Origin of the sequence: Psychrobacter fulvigenes (assembly GCF_904846155.1) — a bacterium.
In the GTDB taxonomy this organism is placed as follows: Bacteria; Pseudomonadota; Gammaproteobacteria; order Pseudomonadales; family Moraxellaceae; genus Psychrobacter; species Psychrobacter fulvigenes.
Genome location: NZ_CAJGZP010000001.1, coordinates 2,800,349 through 2,818,508, shown reverse-complemented (window position 1 = coordinate 2,818,508; position 18,160 = coordinate 2,800,349). Strand labels below are relative to the sequence as shown.

16 protein-coding genes are annotated in these 18,160 nt (G+C 44.5%); 7 read left to right on the top strand and 9 right to left on the bottom strand.

Annotated features, from left to right (window positions below):
* Nucleotides 1-17 precede the first annotated feature (17 nt).
* A complete protein-coding gene (gene hflX / locus JMX03_RS11950) occupies nucleotides 18-1,484 on the bottom strand; it encodes a ribosome rescue GTPase HflX (protein ID WP_201596975.1) in 1,467 nt (488 codons plus the stop codon).
* A gap of 542 nt (nucleotides 1,485-2,026) precedes the next feature.
* On the opposite strand from hflX, the gene JMX03_RS11945 reads away from it, so the two are divergent.
* Nucleotides 2,027-2,827 carry a lysophospholipid acyltransferase family protein gene (locus JMX03_RS11945; protein ID WP_201596973.1) on the top strand — a complete coding sequence of 267 codons (801 nt, stop codon included), beginning with the start codon at nucleotides 2,027-2,029 and terminating at the stop codon, nucleotides 2,825-2,827.
* A 113-nt stretch (nucleotides 2,828-2,940) separates the two neighbouring features.
* Here JMX03_RS11945 and JMX03_RS11940 read toward each other — a convergent pair whose 3' ends face one another.
* Entirely contained in the window at nucleotides 2,941-3,981 is a 1,041-nt protein-coding gene (locus JMX03_RS11940) for an aldo/keto reductase (protein WP_201596971.1), read from the bottom strand.
* A 49-nt stretch (nucleotides 3,982-4,030) separates the two neighbouring features.
* Nucleotides 4,031-4,540, bottom strand: coding sequence for an FKBP-type peptidyl-prolyl cis-trans isomerase (locus tag JMX03_RS11935; RefSeq protein ID WP_201596969.1), 510 nt, complete (start codon nucleotides 4,538-4,540; stop codon nucleotides 4,031-4,033).
* A gap of 152 nt (nucleotides 4,541-4,692) precedes the next feature.
* Between JMX03_RS11935 and JMX03_RS11930 the strand changes: the two genes are divergently transcribed.
* The 4 genes from JMX03_RS11930 (at nucleotide 4,693) to JMX03_RS11915 (ending at nucleotide 8,006) form a co-directional block, all read left to right on the top strand.
* Nucleotides 4,693-5,352: a DUF1294 domain-containing protein gene (locus JMX03_RS11930; protein WP_201573919.1), complete on the top strand. Its 660-nt coding sequence runs from the start codon at nucleotides 4,693-4,695 to the stop codon at nucleotides 5,350-5,352.
* Between the two features lie 147 nt (nucleotides 5,353-5,499).
* On the top strand, nucleotides 5,500-5,754 hold the full coding sequence (locus tag JMX03_RS11925; RefSeq protein ID WP_201596967.1) for a hypothetical protein: 255 nt from the start codon (nucleotides 5,500-5,502) through the stop codon (nucleotides 5,752-5,754).
* Nucleotides 5,755-5,955: 201 nt separating this feature from the next.
* Entirely contained in the window at nucleotides 5,956-7,374 is a 1,419-nt protein-coding gene (locus JMX03_RS11920; protein WP_201596965.1) for a dihydrolipoyl dehydrogenase, read from the top strand.
* A gap of 152 nt (nucleotides 7,375-7,526) precedes the next feature.
* Complete coding sequence (locus JMX03_RS11915; RefSeq protein WP_201596963.1) at nucleotides 7,527-8,006, top strand: hemerythrin domain-containing protein; 480 nt, start codon at nucleotides 7,527-7,529, stop codon at nucleotides 8,004-8,006.
* Between the two features lie 98 nt (nucleotides 8,007-8,104).
* On the opposite strand, the gene JMX03_RS11910 is transcribed toward JMX03_RS11915, so the two are convergent.
* On the bottom strand, nucleotides 8,105-8,713 hold the full coding sequence (locus JMX03_RS11910; RefSeq protein ID WP_201596961.1) for an O-acetyl-ADP-ribose deacetylase: 609 nt from the start codon (nucleotides 8,711-8,713) through the stop codon (nucleotides 8,105-8,107).
* A gap of 136 nt (nucleotides 8,714-8,849) precedes the next feature.
* On the opposite strand from JMX03_RS11910, the gene JMX03_RS11905 reads away from it, so the two are divergent.
* Nucleotides 8,850-9,461 carry a glutathione S-transferase family protein gene (locus JMX03_RS11905; RefSeq protein WP_201596959.1) on the top strand — a complete coding sequence of 204 codons (612 nt, stop codon included), beginning with the start codon at nucleotides 8,850-8,852 and terminating at the stop codon, nucleotides 9,459-9,461.
* Between the two features lie 140 nt (nucleotides 9,462-9,601).
* Here JMX03_RS11905 and JMX03_RS11900 read toward each other — a convergent pair whose 3' ends face one another.
* From JMX03_RS11900 to ileS, 3 genes are all read right to left on the bottom strand, one after another.
* The gene (locus tag JMX03_RS11900) at nucleotides 9,602-10,213 is read right to left on the bottom strand and encodes a hypothetical protein (protein WP_201596957.1); all 612 of its coding nucleotides are present in this window, start codon (nucleotides 10,211-10,213) and stop codon (nucleotides 9,602-9,604) included.
* A 225-nt stretch (nucleotides 10,214-10,438) separates the two neighbouring features.
* Nucleotides 10,439-11,092, bottom strand: a complete 654-nt coding sequence (lspA, locus tag JMX03_RS11895; protein ID WP_227695677.1) for a signal peptidase II — start codon at nucleotides 11,090-11,092, stop codon at nucleotides 10,439-10,441.
* Nucleotides 11,085-13,934: an isoleucine--tRNA ligase gene (gene ileS / locus JMX03_RS11890; protein ID WP_201596955.1), complete on the bottom strand. Its 2,850-nt coding sequence runs from the start codon at nucleotides 13,932-13,934 to the stop codon at nucleotides 11,085-11,087. The genes lspA and ileS overlap by 8 nt, the downstream gene beginning before the upstream one ends.
* Nucleotides 13,935-14,407: 473 nt before the next feature.
* Between ileS and ald the strand changes: the two genes are divergently transcribed.
* Nucleotides 14,408-15,523, top strand: coding sequence for an alanine dehydrogenase (gene ald, locus JMX03_RS11885; RefSeq protein ID WP_201596953.1), 1,116 nt, complete (start codon nucleotides 14,408-14,410; stop codon nucleotides 15,521-15,523).
* A gap of 164 nt (nucleotides 15,524-15,687) precedes the next feature.
* On the opposite strand, the gene JMX03_RS11880 is transcribed toward ald, so the two are convergent.
* Both JMX03_RS11880 and JMX03_RS11875 read right to left on the bottom strand, forming a co-directional pair.
* Nucleotides 15,688-16,257, bottom strand: a complete 570-nt coding sequence (locus JMX03_RS11880) for a protein disulfide oxidoreductase (RefSeq protein WP_201596951.1) — start codon at nucleotides 16,255-16,257, stop codon at nucleotides 15,688-15,690.
* A 190-nt stretch (nucleotides 16,258-16,447) separates the two neighbouring features.
* Nucleotides 16,448-18,085 (bottom strand): carbon-nitrogen hydrolase family protein, encoded by a 1,638-nt coding sequence (locus tag JMX03_RS11875; protein WP_201596949.1) that lies wholly within the window; start codon nucleotides 18,083-18,085, stop codon nucleotides 16,448-16,450.
* Between the last annotated feature and the right edge of the window lie 75 nt (nucleotides 18,086-18,160).

Sequence of the window (18,160 nt, the reverse complement as noted above, 5' to 3'; positions counted from 1 at the left end):
TGTTATAACCAAGCCGTTTAGCTTTTTAAGTCATCAGAAGCCTGTGCTTCAGGCTCTAACTCTTCTGAGCTTACCTCTCCAGAATTTAAAGCCTTAAACTCATCAAAGGCTTTTTCTTGCGCTTCAGTCATGGGTTGCTCATCATTGTCATCATGCTTTTCAAACTCTTCAAGTATTGGCATCAGCAAGGTCGCTTGAGCTAACGGTAATACTTCTAAAGGATCTAAATTGGCTTGCCCCAATAATTGTTTCAGCCGTTCACTTGGTAGACGAATGGTTAAGCATTCATGCCCAGTCTCATCATAGCTCTCTTCCAAAATAACGCCTAACTCATATAAAGTGTTTTTGAGCTGACCGGCTTCATAAGGTAAGGTCAGATCAAACGTAGTCAGCGTACCAGTCAATAGCTGCTGCACTGCCAATGACAGCTTTTCCATGCCTAGGTTGTCTTTAGAAGACACATAGACACGATTAGGTTCGCCATCGCTAGCGTAACCGATATGAGCAGATTCACCAGTCAGATCAATCTTATTATAGACATTGAGTACAGGCACATCATTATTAATCTCAGCCAGTACATCTTTGACTGCTTGGATTTGCTCATGCATATCCTCGCTAGATGAATCGATGACGTGTAATAGCAAGTCTGCTTCCAGTGTTTCCTCAAGTGTGGCGTGAAACGACTCAACCAACTCATGCGGTAAGTGACGCACAAAACCCACTGTATCGACCAGAACCACACGACCAACACCTTGCCAATCTAAACGGCGTAGGGTGGGGTCCAGAGTGGCAAATAGCTGATCTGCAGCATAGATGTTTTCATCGACTAAGCGATTGAACAAGGTTGATTTGCCAGCGTTGGTATAGCCAACCAAGGAGATAGTCGGTACATCCGACTTTTGACGACGGGCTCGCCCTTGCGCGCGAGTTTGGCGTACTTTATCTAGCTTGTTTTTGAGTTGGTTGACACGCGTCTGTAGTAAGCGGCGATCCGTCTCAAGCTGAGTTTCACCTGGACCACGCAGACCGATACCCCCTTTTTGACGCTCCAAATGCGTCCAACCGCGTACTAAACGAGTAGAAAGATGGTTTAATTGTGCCAGCTCGACTTGTAGTTTACCTTCGTAAGTACGCGCACGCTGAGCGAAAATGTCTAAAATCAATCCCGTACGGTCAAGCACTCGGCACTGTACCAGTCTCTCAATGTTACGCTCTTGTGAGGGCGACAAGCTGTGGTTAAAGAGAACGATGTCGGCATCATGCTCACGAACCAATTCGGCAATTTCTTCAGCTTTACCACTGCCAACGAAGTATTTGGCATCAGGCTTCGCGCGTGATCCTGTGACCAGTGCTAAGCGGTCTGCGCCTGCAGAGTCTGCTAGCAGCTCAAATTCACCAAGATCGTCAGGATCTTGGATTTGGCGGATGTCTAAATGTACGATAATGGCGCGCTCGCCACCTTCATGTCTTTCAAAATATTCCAAAGAGTATCACCTATGAATAAAATAAATAAGTCGCTACGGTTCTATTTTTAAAAGTTCAATCAAGCTTTAAGAGTTCAATCAAGCTTAAATTATAATGTGGTAGTAGCGTTCAGTTAGCTGTTTATATGCGGTCTTGTAGGCTGATATTAAAGCGTATAATTATAATTATCGATGGCTTTATGTTACAGAGTAGACCATTGGATGGGCTAGTATCAAGTATAAAGTAACAAGTAACAAGTGTGCGAATATGAAACGTTCGCTATGAAAGGTACTCCATTTAGATTCAGACAATTATCTGTGCTGCCGATGACTATTTGATGCAACGTGACCCAAAAGCGTAACCCAAAAAGTAGAAAGCTGTGGTAGTAGAATCTTAGTAAACCAAAATTCAGTGAACAAATAGTCACTCAGCTGCCATAATTTTGTTATACTTGTCTCGTTTTTTGCTGCTAAAATAGCGATTTTTAACGCTAAGCTGGAAGCAAGCTTTTTATAGTTACTTATATAGTTATCCAACAGTTATCTAATCGTGAGGGATACAGATGAGCCAATCTAAGTCAGGCTTTTCACTCAGAAAACAGTTAGGCCGTGGTAAGCAAATCGCTGGCATGGGTACCACCATTGCGGGCGGACTACGCACAGCTCAACGTATTGGCGCCTTCCGTGAGCCACCACGCGAGACACTGCCACGTTATATTCAGACCTTTTGTCGCAAGATGGCAGGCTCATTTGGCGTTAAAATCGTGCAAGTTGAACCTGTGCCGCAGCATCATGGTCTCTGGGTCTCCAATCACGTCTCATGGATGGATATACCTATCGTGGGTTCAGTAAGCCCAGCCTTTTTCTTATCGAAGGCAGAGATAGGTGATTGGCCAGTATTTGGTAAGCTTGCTCACGCAGCAGGGACTGTGTTTATCAAGCGTGGCTCTGGTGACGTAGGTTCAGTAGCGACACAAATTGCCAGTTTTTTGAATGAAGGATTTTCGGTAGTGTTTTTCCCTGAAGCGACTACCACTGATGGCAAAAAGGTCAAACGCATCCATGGTACGCTACTGCAAGCTGCTATTGATGCTGGCGTGCCTGTACAGCCAATGGTCTTGGCTTATGTCAATAAAGATGGCACGCTCAGTGAGGAGCTGCCGTATTATGGCAAGCTGACGATGAAAGAGAGTATAAAAAAGGTACTCGATAGTAAAGATGTGACCGCTTATGTACTACCACTTGAGCCGTTAGATCCTAACGGATTTAGTAAGAGTGAAATGACCAATATGCTGCAAAAGCGTATGCAAGAAGGTCTGGCAGAGCTACATAGCCGTGTATTAAGTACGCCACCTGAAGCTTAAAGCTTTAGACGCATCGTAAAGATAGGTTAGATGGTCACGACAACTGAGAAAAGGCGCAAATCGTTATGATTTGCGCCTTTTTTTATAAATATAAAAGCTTATTTGGTATCAATCTAAGGCGATGGATTGGGCTGGCGTGTGTGCACCGCTTCGATGGCGTCTAACACATCAGTGCTCAAGGTCAGATGCACACTGTCGATATTAGACTTTAGCTGCTCAAGCGTGGTCGCGCCAATGATATTACTGGTGACAAACGAGCGCGAGTTGACAAAGGCCAAGGCCATTTGTGCCATATCCAAACCAGCGTCATCGGCGATTTTTGCATATTGTTCAGTGGCTGATTTTGCTTGCTCATTGATATAACGCTGAAAGTAATCGTACTTGGTTAAGCGTGCACCAGCTGGGCGTTTGCCCCCAAGATACTTGCCAGACAACACCCCAAACCCTAGCGGCGAGTAGGCAAGTAAGCCAACGTTTTCGCGATGGGCTATCTCTGCCATCCCCACTTCATATAAGCGGTTTAGTAGGCTATACGGATTTTGTACCGTAATCGGCGCTTTTAAACCATTTTTCTCCGCTTCGCAAAGGTAGCGCATCAGTCCCCAAGCCGTCTCATTAGATAGACCATAAGCGCGAATACGGCCTTTTTTGATTTCATCGTTAAGTGCTTGAATGGTTTCCAAAAATGATGTTAAGCCCTCTAAAGGCTGCGCTGCCATGTCTTCGTTATAGCCACGCTGACTAAAAAAATTGGTTTGACGCTCAGGCCAATGCAGCTGATAAAGATCAATATAATCGGTTTGTAGCCGCTGAAGATTGTCATCAAGGGCAGCGCTGATATGCTTGGCGTTATAACGCGTTTGTCCGTCACGCAAAAAGCTTGCTGGTGATATTTTGCTGGCAAGGATGACTTTATCGCGCTGCTGCGTCTTTTTAAACCAACTGCCGATGTAACGCTCGGTGTCGCCTTGCTTGTCTTCATCTACAGGTGAAGGATACATCTCGGCCGTATCCCAAAAGTTAACGCCCTCACTGAGCGCCATATCCATTTGGGCGTGGGCTTGGTCTTCGGTGTTTTGCTGTGCCCAAGTCATGGTGCCCAAACAGATTTTGGAGACTTTTTCATTCAGTTGCGGCAGCGATTGATATTGCATATGAGTATCCTTTCTGATGTTGGTTTGGTACTTGCAGCGTTTTTAAAAACTACATGAGTTGCACGCCGGTGACACCTGGTGGTGTGACTTGAAAAATTTGTACTTTGAATAATACTGACTGTCCAGCCAGTGGATGATTAAAATCTACCTCGATTTCATCTTCAGTGATGGCACTAACTGTCCCTGGTAGAGTGTTTTTACCTTTGTCTTCAAACTCGATCAACATGCCGATTTCAGGCTTATCAGCGGCCAGGGCAAACTGAGCATGGCTGAAGTGTTGTACGTTTTCGGGGTTCCAGTCACCAAAGGCTTGTTCAGGATCTAGGTGAGCGGAGCGAGTGTCGCCAGCACGTAGGTTCATCAGCACCTGCTCAAAACCAGGCAATAAGCTCTCGTCGCCAATGGTTAAAGTAACGGGTGCATCACGGCTAAATGTTGAGTCAATGACGGTGCCGTTTTCTAGCGATACTTCAAAATGTAGCTTAACAAGGCTGCCATAAGCGATGCGCGTGTCTTCATTGGGATTGATAAATTGGGGTGAGTTTTTAGGTTGGGTCATAATTAATAGCCATTTTTAATAAGGTAGAGATGGGTTGTTAAATTGATAAACGTTAAGAAATGATAAGCTAAATGCGCAAGTATGTAAGCGTCAATAGTGTAACGCAAATAGGGTAAGATATCAGCCGTATCTAAAGAGGAACTGGAGGCGAAATGGCAAACAGACAACAAGGCCAAATTAAAAAATGGCAAGACGATAAAGGCTTTGGTTTTATTGAAACTGAAGCTGGCGAGTCAGTATTCTTTCATGTCAGCGAGTTTAAAGCGCAGCGCCGTCCTGAGGTGGGCGAGCAAGTGGTTTTTATTATCAGGCAAGACAGCCAAGGGCGTATGCAAGCCAAACAGGTACAAGAGCTGGCCTTTGTACAGCAAAAAATGACACAAAAAAACCAGCAAATCCGTCAGCGTAATCACAAACGCAGTGCGCAAGCGGACTTTGAAGCAGGACAGAGAAAACGTTTGTTTATGGGCGTGGGCTTTTATGGCGTCTTAATCTTATTAGCGGCGACAGATAAACTGAGCTGGCTAGTGATAGGTTGGTATATAGCATTAGGAGTCATCACCTATGCGATGTATGCCAAAGACAAAGCCGCTGCACAGAGCAATGACTGGCGTACGCCTGAATCAACGCTGCATTTGCTCAGTGCGCTTGGTGGCTGGGTTGGCGCAATGGTCGCGCAGACTTATCTGCGTCATAAGTCACAAAAGCCTGAATTTCGCATGGCGTATTATTTGACCGTGGTGATTAATATGGCGGGATTGTTGTTCGTTATGATGGGGGAGGATTTGAAATTTTTGGCAGGGTTATTGTAGATTGAAGGGGTCAAGGGTGTCCCAGAATCTGTGTAACTGCCGTTTAGCTTAAATGCTTATTGATACGTTCAGCGCTTTACATTTGCAGGTTTGTTTGAGTTTAAATATATGTTAACAATTATTGTGGGTCATCTGTTAGGGGTTATTATGCCTCTATTTATTTTTAAAAATATAAAGATAACACCATCTGGTTTTGGTGGAGAGGCAATAGTGTATTTAGCATTAATTGTGCTACTACTGTTTGTTGAATATCAGCTAGTCAGAAGCATTAAATATGGAAGGGTTTATTTTCGTGGTCATATTGATGAGTCTGAAGGTTTCAACTTCAAGGGCTGTCAGTTTGCCTACGCAGTGCAGGGTGGGTTTTTTATCGCCATTTTACTGCAAGGTTTATTTTCATAAAGATAAAAGTAATCTCCGAATTGACTGTCACTATTTAAGAGAGTGCGTGAGACGCTAGTATAATTTGTTCTGTATACAATATACGTTAAAATATTATGTTTGTAAGTATGGTATATTTAGTGATGTGTTTATAAATATAAAAAATGCTAACGATGCTTTTGTTGGCATCTAGAGCTGTTCGTAAAGTGACTGGAGATGAATATGGCCAAGTTGATGAATGTGGATGTGGCGATTATCGGTGCTGGTACAGGCGGGATGTATGCATTAAGAGAGATACGCCGTCGCAATAAAAGCTTTGTGTTGATTGATAGTGGTCCGCTTGGGACAACCTGTGCACGAGTGGGCTGTATGCCCTCAAAAGTGGCGCTACACATCGCTGAGTTTTGGCACTCACAAAAAGAGTTTCCCCGCTATGGGATAAGCGGTGCAGAGCATTTACGTTTAGATGGTGCTGCGGCTTGGCAAGCGCTACGCGAGCAGCGTGACCAGTTTGCCAATAGTGCAGCTGGGAATGCTAAGAAAGGCGCTGGTGAGCATCTCATGATGGGACGGGCGCGCTTTTTGGAGCCAACCTTATTAGAAGTTGAGCAAGCATCAGGCACGCAGCAAGTCAGAGCTAAGGCAGTGATTATTGCCAATGGCTCGCGTCCTGTGATGCCAGCGTTTCTAAAGCCATTTAGCGAACATTGTATCACTACCGATGAGTTTTTTGAGATGCAGGACTTGCCCGAGTCCATTGGCATATTGGGTTTGGGTGCGATTGGGTTAGAGATGGGTTTGGCGCTGGCTCGTTTAGGTGTCGAAGTGCATGGCGCGGATATGGCACATACCGTCGCTGGCATCAGTGACCCTGAGGTAAGCGAGGTTGCTCTGGCTGAATTTGCCAAAGAAATACACTTGTATTTGGGCGCTCCAGCAGAACTGGCTAGCGCTGAGCAAGGTGTACTGCTCAAAGCAGGAGATAAGCAGGTTCAGGTAGACAAAGTGCTGGTGGCTTTAGGTCGACGACCCAATACTGATCAGCTGAATTTAGCTGAAGCTGGGTTTGAGTTGGATGAGCGTGGACAGCCGCTGTTTGATATCAACACCCTGCAAGTAGGCTCGCATCCTGTCTTTATCGTGGGAGACGTGAATGGCTATCGTCCACTCATGCACGAAGCTGCGGATGAAGGCGCTATAGCTGGTTATAACGCGGTACAGCCTGAGCCAGTGGCTTTTAAACGTAAAACCCCACTGGCGATTGCCTTTACCAACCCAGACGTGATTAGCGTTGGTAAGCGCTTTGACGAGCTGAATGAGAATGAGGTTTTGATTGGCACAGCGTCGAGTCAAGCCAATGGTCGCAGCCGTGTGTTGACTGATCGAGAAGGCGTCTTGCGACTCTACGCTGATAAAAGTAGCGGAAAATTATTGGGCGCCAGCATGATAGGCGTGTGCGGCGAGCATGTGGCGCAGCTATTAGCCTTGGCAATTGAGCGCGGGGAGACAGCGCACTCGCTACTACAGCTGGCTTTTTATCATCCCGTCGTGGAGGAAATTATTCAAAGCGCGCTGCAAGATATCGCCAAGCACATCCCCGAAGCGGCAGGATTGCCCTTTGGTTTGGCTTTGGCCGAATGATCAATGTTTAATCAATAGTTTTAACTAAATATAGCCCATTGCTAACTGAAAGTTGACAATGGGCTTTTTTAATATTGTTATGATGTTGGGGTGTTTGAAAAAATATTTGGAAAACTAAAAATCAAAACCTTAATAATTAAAGGAAATAAATGATGAGTAACGATACCGATGTTGACTTAAAAAAAGATATTTTTGATGCCTTAATTGAAAAGCACGAAGTACAACGTGCGCTATGCGATAAGCTCGAAAAAACAGAAGGTGAAGCCCAACGTAAAGCCGTATATGAAGACCTTAAGCTAGAGCTACAGGCGCATGCCGCTGCGGAAGAGCGGCATCTCTATGTGCCAGTCATGCAGCATGATAAAGGTCTGGATTTGTCGCGTCATGCCATCACTGAGCATCATGAAATGGATGAGATGATGGAGACTTTAGATGATGGCCGTATTGGACAAGAAAAGTGGGATAAGACTTGTGCAGATTTGATTCATAAGGTACGTCATCATTTAGAAGAAGAGGAAAATGAGTTTTTCAAACAAGCAAAGAAGATCTTGGATACGGATTTGCAGCAGCGTCTTGGTGCTTTGTACCAAGTTGAGCATGCTGAGTTTGAGCAAACCCATGCAGATGATTAATTGCTAAATGTTTTGATAAATTGCAAAGTTAGCGCACAAAAATAGCCACTGTAGATAGTGGCTATTTTTTTATTTTGCACAATATCATAAAGTTTACGTTATTTTGACTCTAATATTTGTTTATAAACAGCGGCATCGGTCGCTGAAAAACAGCAAAAGATTATTTCACGGATTGAAAAGTCAGCTTTCTTCTCTAAGCCACTTTGTACATATGCCTCAACCGTATCAATCGCAATTTTAGTCGCTTGCTCCAGCGGATAGCCATAGACACCAGTGCTAATCGCTGGAAAGGCAATGCTGGTCACATCATTTTCAACTGCTAAATCTAACGAGCTTTGATAGCAACTCGCTAATAACGCTGCCTCATTATCATTGCCACCATGCCAAACAGGCCCTACGGTATGAATCACATACTGAGAGGGCAACTTAAACGCCGGACTGATTTTAGCATCGCCTGTTACGCAGCCATTTAGTGTACGGCAATACTCAAGTAATTCAGGCCCCGCCGCTCGATGAATCGCGCCATCGACACCGCCGCCACCAAGCAAGCTAGAATTGGCGGCGTTCACAATTGCGTCAGCGTTTAACGTGGTGATATCCGCCTGTAATACTGATAAGGTAACCGTGCGACTAGCAGTATTGTCATTAGAATTGTCGGACACTGATATTTGCTTTTGAAAAAGTGGCTTGGTTTGACTATTTAACATAGCAGAATCCTTTTGAATATTCGGTACTGAGTTTTATTTATTCTAAGTGATTTGCAGTCGATGACTTGTATATGATGTGAGTATAATAAGTTGTCATTGATTAAATTCTAAATAAACTATGAAAAGGAAAATTCTAGTGATTACACTTTATAAATATACTCATCCAAGTCGAGCAGAAACTGTCGTTTGGGCACTACAAGAGCTTGGCTTTGATTATGAAGTTAAAGCAATAGACGCCAAAAAAGGTGAGCAAAGAAGCCCTGAGTTTTTGGCAATTAATCCCTTTGGTAAAATCCCAGCGCTGACCCATAATGGCAAACACTTCACTGAATCATTGGCTATTATTGAATATCTAAATGACTTGCATACCGATAAGCCGCTAACCCCAAGTTTAGACGATGAGAATTATGCGGAGAAAAATTATAAACTGCGACAAGTCATCTCCTTTGGCATGATTGAGATGGAAAGTTATCTATGGATACTAACCAAAATTAAAGTCCTACAAAACTTTGAGAACTGGCCCGAAGGTACGGCTGAGAATTGCATGAAGTGTATTCAAAATGCGCTACCAATTGCTTACGCTTGGTTAGAGAGCCAAGAATATATAGCAGGGGATAGTTTTACGCTGGCAGACATTTATTATCATCACCTTTTTAATTGGCTAAAGATGCTTGGCGTTGAGTTGCCTGAGCAGGTTGAGAGGTATCTTAAAAAGTTGTCTACGCGAGAGAGGTTTCCTAAAAGGTAAGGGTGTGGGCTTTCAAGTAGGGTGCGTTCAGCACACTAATAATGATGGCTATCTCTTTGAGATAAACTTTGCGATTGATTGCATCTGATACCATACTTTCTAGGTATCGCAAGCTCTACCTACCCTACGATTTGTGCTTTTTATAGGTGGTTTTTAACGACTTTGTTAGCTGACTTTTCTATTGCAGAAGGTAGTTCTGAGTAAGTAGCAGCGATTGGGTTAAGTCGAAGTAAACTAGAAAGCACAATAGTCTTTTGTGCCCCGACAGACTGATTTAGTCTATCAGAAGACAAAACATAGAACTGCCATTGGTTCATGTTAAGTGGGTCAATGGTGTCTTGCTCTTTGTGAGTTAACAAGCAAAATACGTAAATATCCGCCTGTCTTATCACTTCAGTTGAGCAGGTAGTTGCTTGAGAGTCCCAGCTTACAGTAGGGCGGATACTAAACTGAATGGATGATAACTTTTTTTGATGCCATGTTTGAATAAAAGCACCAGATTTTACTTCAATTTTTATTCCTTCTTTAGTTTCAATATCAAATGCATCCCATTCTGTTCTGTGGCTACGGTTTTCACCAAGAGCAGAAGCAACAATATATTCTGCTAAGATACCTCTCATTGCATTAGTTATAAGATCAGAGCTAGACCATTGCCAAAACGACAACAAGTTTTCACCAAGAGGCTTTCCTTCAATATGGAAAACCTCTTCCCCTGACTTTCGTTCAACTTCTAATGCTGGATATTTCGTCATAATTCTTTCACAGTTTTTTTAGGATATGCCAAGCGCACCGACCAGAAGTAACCATGATCCCAGTGAATAACTCAGCGAAACGAATCAATAAAAAAGGGTCGTGCTCATGCAGACCCTTTTTGTAGAAAAATTGCTAACTAATACCAAACCCAAAAAGTGCGATTAACTTTGTCAAACTTGCTAACCCTACTAGGAGTAGTACTTGCACAAGTTTTTCGTGCTACTCTAATTTTTGGAAATGGTATAAGCTTCACGCTTCTTTTCAAAAAACAGCATATCAATGACAATCATCGCCACACCAACGCTAATAGCAATATCAGCGATATTAAAAATTGGATAATGCCAAGCATCAGCATAATGCACATGGATGAAATCCACGACTTTGCCCAGCATGAGACGATCGATTAAGTTACCAATCGCACCGCCAAGCACCATGGCGAGACCGACAGAGAGTAGTTTGGCTTGGCGTGGAGCTTTGACAAGATAACCAATCAAAAATAGCGACATCAGCAAAGCTAGCCCTGAAAAAAACCACTTTTGCCAACCGCCTGCATCAGCCAAAAAGCTAAAGGCTGCGCCATAGTTATAGGCCAATGTCCAGTTTAAGAAAGGCTCAATCACAGGCACAGGCTCATGAAAAGTAAGCTTGGTTTGCGCCAGCCACTTCGTCCATTGATCAACAATAATAATGACCAGTGACAGCAAGTACCACATAAAAGCACGGCTGCCATTGGCGATCATTTTTGGCGTTTTAACCAAGCGACCTTTAGGCGTCAGTGAGCTGCCACTCGTCACATGTGCAGGTTTGGGGCTGCTATTCATACCATCTGCACCAGCAATTGGCTGCTCATGCTTAGATGAGTCAGGTGGGTTAGGCATAGTGGCGCACCTCGCCTGTGCCGCTGACGTTGGTCACGCAGCGCGCGCAAAGTTCAGGGTGTGCGGCATCAACTCCAATGTCATCACGGATATGCCAGCAGCGCACGCACTTGGTACCAGTAGCAGCGCTAATGGTTGCTTTTAGGTCGGCTGATTGTTCTGAGTCGTCCGTTGTTTGGGTGTTGCTATCAGCAGGGGCGGCGCTCATGGGTGCAAGCGTGGCTTTACTGGTAATCAAGACAAAACGTAGCTCCTCGCCAAGCTTAGCTAAGCTATCATACATCGCACCATCAGCATAGATAGTCGCATCAGCGGATAGGTTCGCATTAATCAATTTTTCGCCACGTGCGGTTTCGATATGTTTGTTCACCACATCTTTGGCGCGCATGATGTGCTGCCAGTCATCATTACTGATAGTGCTAAGCTCAAACGCTGGGAACTCGTACCATTCTTCAGTAAAGACGTAGCCACCTTTATGGTCATCATTACCATGCAGCACTTCCCACGCTTCTTGTGCGGTAAACGACAAAATCGGTGCTATCCAACGAATAAGCGCTTGGGCAATATGATAAATGGCCGTTTGTGCAGAGCGACGTGGTTTGCCATCGGTTTGGGTGGTGTATTGACGGTCTTTGATAATGTCTAAATAGAAGCTGCCCAAGTCCTGTGAGCAAAACGCGGTGATGTGCTGGGTGACTTGGTGAAAGTCCATCGCATCATAAGCCGTGATGATTTGCGCTTGTACCGTTTGTGCACGCTCGATGATGAACTTATCAAGGCTGACCAGTTCGTTGATATCGACGCTGTTGCTAGCAGGGTCAAAGTCATCAGTATTGGCGAGCAAAAAGCGCAAGGTATTACGGATACGGCGATACATATCGATCGCGCCTTTAAAGGCTGATTTGCCAGCGTTCATCTCATAACGATAATCGCTAGAGGCGATCCATAAGCGCAGCATGTCCGCGCCTGTTTTATTGATTTCATCTTGCGGCGTGATGATATTGCCAAGTGATTTACTCATCTTGCGACCATTTTCATCAACCACAAAGCCATGGGTCAGTACTTGCTTAAATGGTGGGCGCTCGTACATCGCTTCCGAAGTTAATAGCGAGGTTTGGAACCAACCGCGATGTTGGTCTGAGCCTTCTAAATACATATCAGCTGGATTGGTCAACTCATCGCGCTGCTCAAGCACGGCAAAATGCGTCGTTCCTGAATCAAACCAGACATCTAGCGTATCAGTAGCTTTATCATAATCAGCAGCCTCGCTACCTAAATAGTCTTCACAGCTGGCATCAAACCAAGCTTCAACCCCGCCTGCATCAATTTTTTGTGCAGCAGTTTCCATCAGCTCAAGCGTATTTGGATGCAGCTCACCCGTCTCTTTATGAATAAAGAAAGGAATTGGCACGCCCCAAGTACGCTGGCGTGAGATACACCAGTCAGGACGCCCATTCATCATCGCTTCAATACGGTTTTGACCCCATGATGGCGTCCATGTCACGGATGGAATGTCAGCCAACGCACGCGCGCGTAAGCCTTTGGCTTCCATGCTGATAAACCATTGCGGTGTTGCACGGAAGATAATCGGCGACTTATGACGCCAGCAATGCGGATAGCTGTGCTCAATCTTGGTGTGACTGATTAAATGACCATTCTCATGCAAGGTAGCGATGATTTTTGGATTGGCTTTATAGATATGCTCACCGGCAAATACCGCTGCGCTGTCTAGATAGACGCCAGTACCGCCAACAGGGTTTTCAACAGGTAAATCATACTTCAAGGCAACGATGTAATCGTCGAGACCGTGACCAGGAGCGGTATGTACCAGACCAGTACCACTATCAGTGGTCACGTGCTCGCCTAAGATAAGTGGCACTTGGCGATCGCTAATGAGTGGATGCTGAGCTCGCAAACCTTCAAGCTCGCGCCCTGATACCGTGGCCAATACTCCGTTATTGTCCAGTTTTAGTTCGGTTAAGGCGGTCTCAACGAGGTCAGTTGCGAATAATAAGTTGCCTTTTGCAGTCGCGACCACGCTATAGTCATGCTCAGGATGCACTGAGATGGCTTGGTTGGCAGGCAGTGTCCACGGCGTTGTCGTCCAAATCACTGCCCCGATTTTGCCTTCGAGATTGGCTAGTGCTGCGACTTTGTCGGTATCGAGCACATCAAAGCTAACGTAGATAGCATCTGAGACTTTGTCTTGATATTCCACTTCGGCTTCAGCCAGTGCCGAGGTACAGTCTAGGCACCAGTTGACAGGTTTCATGCCGCGAGTCACGTGACCATTGTCATAGATTTTCGCCAGTGCGCGGACGATATTGGCTTCCTGCGCAAAGTTCATGGTGAGATAAGGGTTGTCCCAATCACCGAAGATACCGAGGCGTTTAAAGTCGGCTTTTTGCAGCTCAATTTGAGTGCTGGCATATTCACGGCAGAGACCACGAAACTCGGTCGCAGAGACTTTTTGTCCGACTTTTCCAACTTTGGCTTCTACCTTTTGCTCAATAGGCAAACCATGACAGTCCCAACCAGGTACATAAGGCGCATCAAAGCCTGACAAGGTTTTTGACTTGACGATAATGTCTTTAATGACTTTGTTTACGGCATGGCCTAAGTGAATCTGCCCGTTGGCGTACGGAGGGCCATCGTGCAATATATATTTAGGTGCACCCTCGCGCGCTTGACGAATCTTGCCATAGATCTCATCCGCTTCCCATGCAGCGAGCCAATCTGGCTCACGTTTGGCCAAGTTAGCACGCATTGGAAATACGGTATCGGCAAGGTTCAAGGTGTCTTTGTAGTCTTGGCTAGGAGTGTCTGTCGCTTTATCAGTCATAGAAGGTTTCTTATTTAATGATTAAGTTTAATGTTTAAGAAAATAGTAGGCGATGATAGCTATGTTGGTCGTTTAATAACTGCTTAATGGTTACTTAAGGAGTATGTTTATAGTAAGTTGTCACAAGACGAATGCAATAATATAGAAAACGTCTATAAAAATGAGTAACTAAAAGATGTGCTTAGAACGTCAGCCATTATATGACAAAACGAGTAGGGTAAAAAGGGCTAGACAGCTTGCTGTTAATTCTCGTAACTTTTTCTCGTAATATTATAATGACCTTGGTGCCTGTGGTACTGTAAAAGGATTAGGGCGTGTATAAAACTGGCTGTTAGTTTACTATAAATCATCGATGATAAAGCATTACTCTTATTTATCTTGTTAATAACCGATAGCAACCATTGATAATACTGACCATTAATGAACACCACCAGACACTAATGAACATCAATAATTAAAATTAAGGGGCAATTATGAAAATAGGTATTCCAAGAGAAACGAAAAACAATGAAGATCGAGTTGGCTTGACCCCAAGTGGGGTTAGTGTGCTGGTCGATGAAGGACACAAGGTGCTCGTCGAAACCAAGGCTGGCATAGGCTCACAGTTTACGGACGATGATTACAAAGAGGCAGGCGCAACCATCGTTAATAGCGCTGCTGAAGCATGGGATGCAGAGCTGGTGGTTAAAGTAAAAGAGCCGCAAGAGGATGAGTATCAATATCTAACTGAGGATTTAATTTTATTCACTCATTTGCATTTGGCCAATGAGCCTGAGCTTGCTAAAGTGCTCATCGACAATAAAGTCACGGCAATCGGTTATGAAACAGTGCAATTGAACGATAAGTCTCTGCCACTGCTGACGCCGATGAGTGAGATTGCAGGGCGTATGAGTACCCAAATTGGCGCGCAGTACTTACAATCCTTTTATGGCGGCAAAGGCATATTGCTCGGCGGTGTGCCAGGAGTCCAAAAAGGCAGAGTTACCATTATCGGTGGCGGTGTATCAGGTACCGAAGCGGCTAAGATTGCGATTGGTTTACGTGCTGATGTGACGATTTTAGATCTCGATCCTAAACGCTTAAAACAACTGTCTGAGATGTTTGGCAACAATGTGCAGACCTTGGTGTCGAACAAAGTCAATATTGCTAAGAGTGTCAAAGCAAGTGATCTTGTGATCGGTGCCGTATTGATTCCAGGTGCGGCAACGCCGAAACTGGTCACCGAAGAGATGATTAAATCCATGGATGATGGTGGCGTGGTCATTGATATTGCTATTGATCAGGGCGGTCTATTTGAGACCACAGATCGTATTACCACCCACGCTGATCCTATCTATATCAAGCATGGCGTCACTCATTATGCCGTTGCCAATATCCCAGGCGCAGTGCCCCGCACCTCAACGATGGCATTGTCTAACGTCACCTTGTCGTATATACAAGCACTGGCTGAAAAAGGCTATAAGCAGGCTTGCCTTGATGACTCAGCACTGGCGAAAGGTGTCAATACCACTCAGGGCTATATGACTTATGAAGCAGTAGCCGAGGCGTTAGATTATGAGTATAAGGTACTGGATGAGTTGATTGCTTAAGACTGTCTCATTAAAAGTATTTTTTAAAAACCAGATTGTTAATCTTAGGTGTTAAAATCAGTTACTGATTTCTTTATAGCTACAAAGATGAAAGCTCGTATCCTACTTGTTGTGACGAATCAACGAGTGGGATACGAGCTTTTTTAATCTCTTCAGAAATTAAGTTACCAGATTGAACTGAGCCACAAGCGTAGCTTCAATGACCAAAGCGGCTGAATACCTGTCAGTCCTTGGGTCATCTCACCATCTTTTAATACCACATACGATGGCGTGACTTGTCCTTGCCAATCGGCGAATATCTTACCTTCTTGGTCATTGACAGTGGTAAAGCGGAAATTGTTTTCTTTGAGATAGCTCTCTAACTCTTGGTCAGAGCCTGATTTAATCGCAATAGTGACCACGGGATAGTTATTTGCTGTAGCAAGTTTGTCGATAGTCGGCGAGGTCACGCTACAAATCGGACACCAAGTACCCCAAAAATAAACCAGCGTCGGCTGCTCAGCACTCATGCTAGCCAAGTCAATGGTCTGGCCTTGATAATCAGTCAATTGTAGCTGTGGGTTGGCTGGCATGACGGGTTGCCGCCACCAGTTAATCACGCTATATACCACCAAAAAAACCATGCCATACAATAATACGGTCTTTAATAAAGATAAGGCTTTTTGTTTTGGGGTTTTCTTTACAGAACTTTTAGCTTTCCTGTCTGTTTTACTGGAATTAGCATCAGTCGTCATAGTATTTACTTTGATTTTAAGAAAAATTTAGATATCAGGTGGATAAAAATAAACGGCTGAAATTATCAACCGTTTATTTAGGATCTGTTGTATAGACCTTAGTCAGCATAGCATTGGATTGATGATGGACTCTATCGCTAATGCAGTGATTAAGTATCTTGTCTTGGTGCAACAGATATGAAGGATAGCGTTAAGATTTTTCTGCGCGATCTTGTAGGGCATCCCCTGTTAATACGCTGCCCGTATTTTCACGACGCTCTTTATCACTAAGCTTGCTGGCTGAGATTTTGGATTTTTGCTTCCATTTGAGACTGAACAAATCGTCACGGCGATCCATCAGATTGTGTACAGAGCCTTCGTTGCGCACATGAATGAGCTTATCAAGGTTGACGTCAGAGAAGAATACCATCTCAGTGTTCGCTGTCGTCTCTGCCATAATCGCATCATGCGGAAAAGCAAAGTCAGAAGGCGAGAAGATAGACGACTGAGCGTATTGAATATCGAGGCTCTCAACTTGCGGTAGGTTACCAACCGAGCCGCAAATCATCACATAGCATTCGTTTTCGATGGCACGCGCTTGAGCACAGTGACGCACACGCAAATAACCATTTTGAGTATCTGTCCAAAACGGCACAAACAAGATATCCATATCATCAAGTGCCATCAGGCGCGCCAGCTCTGGAAACTCAACGTCATAACAGATCAAAATGCCGATACGGCCAGAGTCGGTATCAAATACCTGTACTTTATCACCGCCCTCGATCACCCAAGCACTACGCTCATGCGGCGTGATATGGATTTTGCGCTGCTCTTCGACCGTACCATCACGGCGGCATAGGTAGCTGATGTTATACAAAGTATCGTCTTCATCCAAAATAGGCATAGAGCCAGTGATGACGTTGACGTTATAGCTGACCGCTAGGTGTGAGATCTCGTTTTTGAACCATTCGGTATACCCTGCCAAAAAGCGAATGGCGATGTTTTGATCAGTAGATTCACACAGTCCCATCAAAGGTGCGTTAAAGAACTCTGGCAAGCAGGCAAAGTCAGAGTTGTAGTCAGCCATGATATCAACGAAAAACTCTACTTGCTGTAGTAGCTCTTCAGGGGATTCGACCTCACGCATTTGCCATTGAATACCGCCAATGCGCACCTCAGACTTACGGGTATTGGGCTTATAGTCCTTTGGTTCATAGTAAATATTTGCCCACTCGAGTAGGGTGGCAAAACCTTTGGATTGGGTATCATCAGGCAGATAGCCAGTTAAGATACGCTTGACGATAAAGCCATTTGATAACTGAAAGGTCAAGGCTGGATCATGAATCTCGCGAGATTCAACGGCTTCGATATATTCACCAGGGGTCAAGTCTTGATGGTCTTGATACTTGGGAATACGGCCACCAGCGAGAATGGCACGCAGGTTGAGCTGGCGGCACAGCTCTTTACGGGCATCATACAATCTACGGCCTAAGCGATAACCACGGTAGTCTGGATCAATCAGTGCATCAAGACCATAGATGGCATCACCTTTAGGGTCGTCTTTGATGATTTCTCTTTGCCCAATCAGATCATCATAAGTGTGCGGGTTAGAAAACTTGGCATAGTCAACGCGCATGGAGAGCACAATACCGATCAATTGATCATGATCAAACAAGGCGATTTGCCCTTCAGGAAAGGCATCAATCAAGGTGTTAATAGTAGTTTTTGACCAAGACCCGCCCAAGTTGGCGTAAACACGATCCATTAATGCCTTTAATTGCGGATAGTCTTTTTTCTTAATTTCGGCAATCGTTAGGTGAAAATCGTCTAGTTTTTCTATCTTACTCATAATAGTCCTGTTGAAGTTATTTGCGGGTATTGGTTTGCTGCATATTAAGTGGTATCAGGTTTGCTTAATATTCAT